The sequence below is a fragment of the Rhodohalobacter sp. genome, from assembly GCF_041686455.1.
Classification (GTDB): domain Bacteria; phylum Bacteroidota; class Rhodothermia; order Balneolales; family Balneolaceae; genus Rhodohalobacter.
The window spans coordinates 1-7,392 of sequence record NZ_JAWLDW010000124.1 but is presented as its reverse complement, the minus strand read 5'-3'; the positions used below and the strand labels follow the sequence as shown (position 1 = coordinate 7,392).

Annotated in this window: 7 protein-coding genes; 5 read left to right on the top strand and 2 right to left on the bottom strand. The window is 42.5% G+C overall.

Going from position 1 to position 7,392, the window contains the following annotated elements:
- Window positions 1-686: PP2C family protein-serine/threonine phosphatase (locus ACESM0_RS11735; protein WP_372906400.1), on the bottom strand; the 686-nt coding region annotated here is incomplete at its 3' end.
- A 61-nt stretch (window positions 687-747) separates the two neighbouring features.
- Window positions 748-2,322 carry an FHA domain-containing protein gene (locus tag ACESM0_RS11730; RefSeq protein WP_372906399.1) on the bottom strand — a complete coding sequence of 525 codons (1,575 nt, stop codon included), beginning with the start codon at window positions 2,320-2,322 and terminating at the stop codon, window positions 748-750.
- A 1,024-nt stretch (window positions 2,323-3,346) separates the two neighbouring features.
- Here ACESM0_RS11730 and ACESM0_RS11725 point away from each other — a divergent pair.
- From ACESM0_RS11725 to ACESM0_RS11705, 5 genes are all read left to right on the top strand, one after another.
- A complete protein-coding gene (locus ACESM0_RS11725; RefSeq protein ID WP_372906398.1) occupies window positions 3,347-3,640 on the top strand; it encodes a hypothetical protein in 294 nt (97 codons plus the stop codon).
- A 269-nt stretch (window positions 3,641-3,909) separates the two neighbouring features.
- Window positions 3,910-5,988, top strand: a complete 2,079-nt coding sequence (locus tag ACESM0_RS11720) for a heavy metal translocating P-type ATPase (protein WP_372906397.1) — start codon at window positions 3,910-3,912, stop codon at window positions 5,986-5,988.
- A 122-nt stretch (window positions 5,989-6,110) separates the two neighbouring features.
- Window positions 6,111-6,362, top strand: a complete 252-nt coding sequence (locus ACESM0_RS11715; protein ID WP_372906396.1) for a DUF6364 family protein — start codon at window positions 6,111-6,113, stop codon at window positions 6,360-6,362.
- Window positions 6,340-6,777 carry a type II toxin-antitoxin system VapC family toxin gene (locus ACESM0_RS11710; protein ID WP_372906395.1) on the top strand — a complete coding sequence of 146 codons (438 nt, stop codon included), beginning with the start codon at window positions 6,340-6,342 and terminating at the stop codon, window positions 6,775-6,777. Before ACESM0_RS11715 ends, ACESM0_RS11710 begins: the two co-directional genes overlap by 23 nt.
- Window positions 6,778-6,936: 159 nt before the next feature.
- On the top strand, window positions 6,937-7,392 hold a 456-nt coding region (locus ACESM0_RS11705; RefSeq protein ID WP_372906394.1), incomplete at its 3' end, for a Glu/Leu/Phe/Val dehydrogenase dimerization domain-containing protein.

Here is a 7,392-nt window from a genome sequence, read left to right as displayed (position 1 = left end):
TGAATCTGTTCATCACTCAGCATCCCATTCAACCCGTCGCTGCATAAGATCAACCGGTTGCCCTTAAAAAGCTTTGCTGTTTTAACAGACGGCTGAGGCGGATTTTTTTCATCCCCCAGGCTTTGCGTCACAATATTGCTCTCCGGGTGGACGCGGGCTTCCTCCGGTGTCATCTGATTATCTTCTACCATCTTCCAGACCAAAGAATGATCTTCAGTAAAAGGATAAAGTGATTGTTGGCCATTATAGATATAGCAGCGGCTGTCGCCCGACCATGCCACATGCACTAAGTCTTCAATCACCCAGGCAATCACCAAAGTGGTTCCCATTCCGGCAGTCTCCAGGTTCTTGTGCTGATGATTCACAACGGCCTGATGAGCTCTCAGGATTGATTTAGCAAGAAACTCTTCTTTTTCAGCTGTCGAATCAGGAGCTTCCTCAAGTTGATCAAAATCCTCTTTAACTGTCGCCTGAGCAAGGTTAGACGCTACTTCGCCGGCATTTTCTCCTCCCATCCCATCGGCAACTATCAAAAGTGCACCCAATTCGGAAAACGAGTGGACCTCACCTCGTTTAAATCCCCATTTATGATTGGACAGATCTTTACAGATCGCAAAATCATCTTCATTGTGGGTGCGGGAACGACCGACATCGGTGATTCCAAATATGGATATTTTTTTAATCATCCCGTTTTGCTATTTACCGCGATTTAAATTTTGATTACTCATTATCTGGCGACCCGGATGATTAAAAATTCATCAATGGAGTAACTACATTGATCGAAGTAGGAGTCATAACTACGTCACCCTGTTGTGATATACTTGCCTGCAGATACCCTCCGGTTACAATACCGATAACAGTAGGCTGACCGTTTTGCATAGTAAAAACCGGCCCCCCTGAATTACCACTGTCCCATCCAACCTCTGTGACATGAACTGTACCATCCTGAAGGCCTGAAAGAGTCACTTTAGCGGTTGAAAAATAGGGCTCAAGATTGCCCTCAACCCTAAATTCTGCACCGTATGAGTACCCCAGGACAAACAGGTCTGTTCCGTTTCTAAGATTACCCGACAACGGCTTATCAAATGCCATACCATCACTATAGTCTGTTTGCATATATGCCCAATCGGCTCCACTAAAAAAATCTGCTATGCGTAAAGATCCACTTCTATTTCCCGGTAAATTTTGAGGAATAAATCGGTCCATAGAATCATCTTGTACTAAGTCTTTGTTGGAAAACTGGAGCCTTTTACTTCCATCATAAGATTCTGCAGTAAACGAATAGGTTGCACTCCCTCCACTGTGTTCAATCAAATTCGCCTGCCGGTCGGTTGTGCCTTCATCAGTACCATACATATCTACACAGTGGCGTGCCGTCACAAATATTCCACCATCCATTAAAAACCCGGTGCAAGAAATATTGGGCTCGTATGTATAGGAATTTCTTTCTCCGTTAAAGTTGGTTTCCAACCCCTCTATTGAAATTGCCATCACATACGGCTTTAACTCTTCGATAACATCTGCATAATTCACACCCCCGGAAACATTTCTCAAGCTGTCCAATTGTCGCTGGCTTCTCTCTTTGATGGCAGCTAATTCTCTCTCAAACTGTTCGCGGTCGCGAAGCATCCTCTGTCGGTCTTGTTCAATCTGTTGCTGAGAAATCTCAAAGTTTTCTGCTAAAGCACTATTGCTGGCATTTAGACTCGCGATGGTTTCTGCCTGCTCTCTGCTGATCAAATCCTGTTCTGCCAACAGCTGACTTTGCATCTCAGTTTCCAGAGTAAGATTGTAGATCATATAGCCTGAACCACTCATTGCCAGGATAAAAATCATCAAAAATGAAACCGCAGCTGTTTTATATGGCTTGATTGCCTGTTTCATTACTAAATTCATCTTATTGGTGAACCCGATCTTTGCCGTACCGGCCTTTGTTGTGTTATAACGAAGTCTCGGCCCCTCAACGGAGAGCTGAATTTCATCGCCATTATTCAAAAAGTATTTATTCTCTACCGGGCGGCCATTCACCAGCGTTGGGTTCGATTTGGACAGGTTGATGATGAAGGTTTCATCTCCCTTACGTTCAATAGCTGCATGTTTACGGCTCACCGTGGGCGTATCATCCCCAAACGTGACCCCGCATTTATTATCGCGCCCGAGCTCCACATACGGAACAACGATAGTTTCGAATGATCCCTGATTTTTCTTTTCCGTGGATGTCAGATACTCAAGCGTATAAGTTGGAATATTGGCCCCGCTCAGAATTTTCATTCCCGTTCCAATAGATTGTGTAGCTCTGTTTGCCATATCAGTTGATTCCATTTTTTAATTAAAAGTAATAAGCCCCGAACCTGGTATATTTGCCATAGATATGAGAACTTTTTCCTGCTCATTTACCAATTCAATTGATTAATAAGACTCTACCCAGTTCCGGTGATAAATTCTTACATCTGACATCCCGTTTTCAGGATATCCTCGAAAACGTATATCCGGCAGTCCCCATACAAAACAGACAATTGTGATAAACCGGATATATCCACCAACCGATAAACTACCTCCAAGCAGAATAGTGTTGAGGTGTACCGATGAAAAGCTTTCATTTCCTGTATTGATATAAATGAGAACAATAATCGCCTGGATGAAAAAGGTTGTTGTAAATGCCGGTAATACTCTTTTTTAGCTCTATCCAATGAGACCGATGATTTTGTCAAAATGGTACTTTTTTTATGATCCGTCGGCATAATAAAATCACAAAAAAAAAGTATGACAATTTTATGTGATGAACGGTTTATAAAACGTGATGAATTGCAAAAAAACATCGTTTAGAGTTCCTAAAGCAGCAGTTAATATTCTTATCCCAGCATCATTTTCTTTAAATAAACGAGCCAGTTTCAATCAGTTTGACAGATATCAACCTGAATATCTCAGCCTATCAAAGTTACTGTGGTCATCATGAATAAACGCAATCAAATCGAACACAAAGAAGCTTCATTTGAAAGTAAAACCATGCCACTGAGACCCTTTCTGTCATTTACTTCAAAAGCGAATGATGCAGGAATTTAAATTTTGATATTTAGTTGTGATCAGGCACCAGGATGGTTCTAATATTCAACTGATTGAAATTAAATATCAGGATTTTCAACACTCCTGAATGGTTGTATTCTAGACCGGTTTGAATATCTTATCTGTTTCTAAGACCAGATTCATAGCCCTTGTGAGTCTAAGTCGACTCTCATGCGAGAGAAGAAGTTAAAAGACTAGCAAAAGTTAAATTAAGAAACTATGACTTTGTATAATATGTTAGTAATTGAAGAGCGTTAACTATTAATTCAAAAGAGAAAATATTATGCCACTCATAGATAGAAGCGACTTAAAATACGACTATAATTGGTCGACAGAACCGGCCAAAGAGCCTAGAACCGAAGCAACCACACAAACCCCTTCCAATCCAAATATTTTTCGACCAAAAGAGGGGAATAAGGTGCTCGATTTTATAAACGATTATGCAGAGAGCCGCAATATTTCGGAAAAAGAAAAGGCACGTAATCTTGAACCTCTGCTTCAAAAACGACTTGAAAAAGATGATGGCGTAACTCAAGAGGAATTGGAAGAGTGGCTGGATAAAGAGCGTGAACAGTAACAGTACTGCTAGGTTGTGAATGTTTCAAAAAATGTAGTGTAGTGTATCTGGCGCTGCCGTCAGATACACCACAGATTATCATTCACTCTGTTTAAGATCTAAGCTGAGTTCAACACGGCGAGTTTAATTTTTGCGCCCGTACTCTTTTTGATGATTTCACTTCACTTTTACGTAAATCGAATAGGTTGAATGTAAAATACAGACACCTAATAATAATTCCGGTTCGTACAAGCACCAACTGAACCATCGAATTCTAAATACATATCTGAATGAACAATCACTCTAAAGAACACTCTCACAAGCAAAATAATCATTCAGAAAAAAATGGAGCTAGTCCTGACAATGGTCACGACCACGATGGACATAATGGTCATTCCCACAGAGAACACCACAAACAGATGGTGCAGGATTTTAAATTCCGATTCTGGTGGGTTCTTGCACTAACGATTCCAATCATGGCACTATCACCCATGATTCAAACCTTCATTGGTGTCGAATGGCGATTTGCAGGCGACACATGGATTCTGGCAGCTCTCTCTACCGTGGTTTACTTCTTTGGCGGATGGCCATTTCTGTCAGGATTGTATGATGAACTGAAAAAAAAGCAGCCCGGAATGATGACACTCATTGGCCTGGCAATTTCCATAGCTTACCTCTACAGTACCGCTGTGGTGTTTGGGTTTGAGGGTGATCTGCTTTACTGGGAGCTATCGACCTTAGTTGGCATTATGCTGCTGGGTCACTGGATTGAAATGCGTTCGGTATTGAGTGCTTCTTCAGCATTAGAGGAACTGGCGGAATTATTGCCCGGAAAAGCCCATCGAGTGAAAGAGAACGGCGACACCGAAGATGTATCTGTGGATGAACTGAAGCAGGGAGACAACGTTCTCATCAAACCGGGGGAGAAAATTCCCGCTGACGGAAACGTGGTAAAAGGCGAATCGAGCGTAAATGAAGCTATGCTCACCGGTGAGTCTAAACCGGTAAATAAATCGGAAGGTGATGAGGTGATTGGCGGCTCTGTGAATGAAAAAGGCTCGTTGACTATCGAAATCTCAAAAACCGGCGATGATTCCTTCTTATCTCAGGTTATGAATCTGGTGGAAGAGGCACAGCAGAGTAAATCCAGAACGCAGGATCTGGCCAACAGGGCGGCATTCTGGCTCACCATTGTGGCCATTACCGCCGGACTTCTCACTTTTGGAGCGTGGATCTTCTTCACCGGTCAAAGTTTTGATTTCGCCATGAACCGCACGGTGGCCGTTATGGTAATTACTTGTCCACATGCGCTGGGATTAGCAATACCACTCGTGGTATCAAGATCCACCAGTATTGCAGCCACCAACGGGTTTCTGATCCGGGACCGTGCTGCATTTGAGCAGGCCCGAAATCTGGATGCCATTATCTTCGACAAAACCGGAACGCTCACCCAAGGCGTCTTCACCGTAACGAATATTCTGAATTTAGGTAATGAATTTTCTGACGAAGAGATCCTGAAATACGCCGCATCGCTGGAGAAAAACTCTGAGCATCCACTGGCTAAAGGAATCCTTGAGAAAGCAGATGAAACCCCGAGTGATCGGGGCAGGCTCTGGGAACCTGACGATTTCGATTCCATCACCGGAAAAGGAATACAGGGAAAAGTGAATGGGAAATCGGTGAAGGTGGTGAGCCCCGGCTTTGTGAAAGAACAGGAAATGAATTATCCGGAAGAAGACGTTGAAGAGCTTTCATCGCAAGGGAAAACGGTTGTATTTTTGGTTATTGAAGACGCGCTTGTTGGAGCCATTGCTTTGGGAGATGAAATTCGTGAATCCTCTAAAAATGCCATCAAAGCATTACACAAGATGGACATTGAATGCATTATGCTTACCGGCGATAATCAACAAACCGCAGATTATGTGGCCAAAGAACTGGGCATTGATCAGGTTTTTGCGGAAGTGCTGCCCGACGAAAAAGCCGATAAAGTGAAAGAAGTTCAGGATCAGGGAAAGTTGGTTGCGATGACGGGTGATGGCGTAAATGACGCCCCCGCATTGGCTACGGCAGATATTGGAATTGCAATCGGAGCCGGCTCAGACGTGGCCGTTGAAACCGGCGATATTGTGCTAGTGAAGGACAATCCCGAAGATGTAACCGCGCTCATTAAACTATCCAAGGCTACCTACAGCAAAATGGTACAGAACCTTTGGTGGGCTTCAGGGTACAATATCGGGGCTATACCGCTGGCCGCCGGCGTGCTTTACACCTGGGGAGTTATCTTAAGTCCAGCCCTGGGCGCGATATTGATGTCGCTGAGTACGGTCATTGTGGCGGTGAATGCACGGTTTTTGAAAATGGAATCGTAATAAATTCCTGACCTTCAAGGTTACCAAAACCCTGGAGGTCTTCCAATCTGGACCGATCAGGAATTTTCAAAAACAATCCGCAATACGTATATTTATGTATATACGTGTTAAAATCCATTCACATGAAGAAAAAACTCACACTTACAGTTGAGGAAGAGGTTGTACAATACGCCAAGAGGTTGGCCAAACGGCATGGAAAGTCTGTATCTCAGATGTTTGAAGAGAAATTTAAAGAAGGGGAGACAAACACCATTCAAACAGAATCCCAGAAAGCTGCCTCTGAGTTATTAAAAAAACTGGAGGGCTCAAGAAGCACGCAAACTAAACAGGACAAAGAATTAATAAAGAAACATGTTAAAAGGAAGTTTGCCTGAAGTTTTTCTCGATACAGATGTTTGTTTCGATATTCTTTCAAAGAGAGAACCTCATTTCGAACATTCCATAAAATTACTTGAGTTGGCTGCAGATGACCGGATTTCTTTAATGATCTCGGAAAGCAGCCTGGCTAATTTGATCTATTTGTCTTTTGATATATATAAAATCGAAAATGCTTCAGAAAAGTTAACCGACTTCATAAAGGCCACAAAGGTTGTAAATGGAGGCAAACTTGTTATGCTTCAAGCCCTTAAATCCTTGTTTAAAGATAAAGAAGACGCCCTTCAATACTACACAGCTCAACAACATGAGGCTGATTATTTTATCACACGGAATATCAAAGATTACAAGACTTTCATTGAGTTTGTTCCTGTGATGACTCCTAAAGAATTTATGGGCTCGATTGACAACTAATCAGCATTAATTAGAGTACGGATGTAGATGCAATCCTGATGTCGTTAGTTGGGTTAATTGCCGCTGGATTACTAATAAATGAATGATCCTTTATGATCTCTAAGAATGATATATGGCTAAAGTCAGTTATTTAAGTGCACATTAAATAATTTGCAATTCATGTATCATTACAAAGAAGTACTCAGCGAAATTGAAAAGCAAAACCCCCAGCAGAAGGAATTCCTGCAGGCGGTCAAAGAAGTTTACACCGACGTCATTCCATTTATAAATGATGAAAAGGTAGAGGCTTATCGGGAATCTGCGATTTTGGAACGGATGGCAGAACCGGACCGAATTATTCGCTTTCGGGTGACCTGGAAAGATGATGACGACAAAGTGCATGTTAACAGAGCCTGGAGGGTACAGTTCAACAACTCAACCGGTCCCTATAAAGGCGGGATGAGATTTCACCCTACGGTAAATGAAAGTATTCTGAAGTTTCTAGGGTTTGAACAGTGCTTTAAAAATGCACTCACGGATCTTCCGATGGGCGGTGCCAAAGGAGGATCAGATTTTGATCCCAAAGGAAAAAGCGATGATGAAGTATTTCGGTTCTGTAGCAGCCTGATGCTTGAA

What these genes read in the sequence shown, in the direction of transcription:
- ACESM0_RS11730 (WP_372906399.1), bottom strand. Translation starts at nt 2,322, where the DNA reads ATGGAATCAACTGATATGGCAAACAGAGCTACACAATCTATTGGAACG.
- ACESM0_RS11725 (WP_372906398.1), top strand. Translation starts at nt 3,347, where the DNA reads ATGCCACTCATAGATAGAAGCGACTTAAAATACGACTATAATTGGTCG.
- ACESM0_RS11720 (WP_372906397.1), top strand. Translation starts at nt 3,910, where the DNA reads ATGAACAATCACTCTAAAGAACACTCTCACAAGCAAAATAATCATTCA.
- ACESM0_RS11715 (WP_372906396.1), top strand. Translation starts at nt 6,111, where the DNA reads ATGAAGAAAAAACTCACACTTACAGTTGAGGAAGAGGTTGTACAATAC.
- ACESM0_RS11710 (WP_372906395.1), top strand. Translation starts at nt 6,340, where the DNA reads ATGTTAAAAGGAAGTTTGCCTGAAGTTTTTCTCGATACAGATGTTTGT.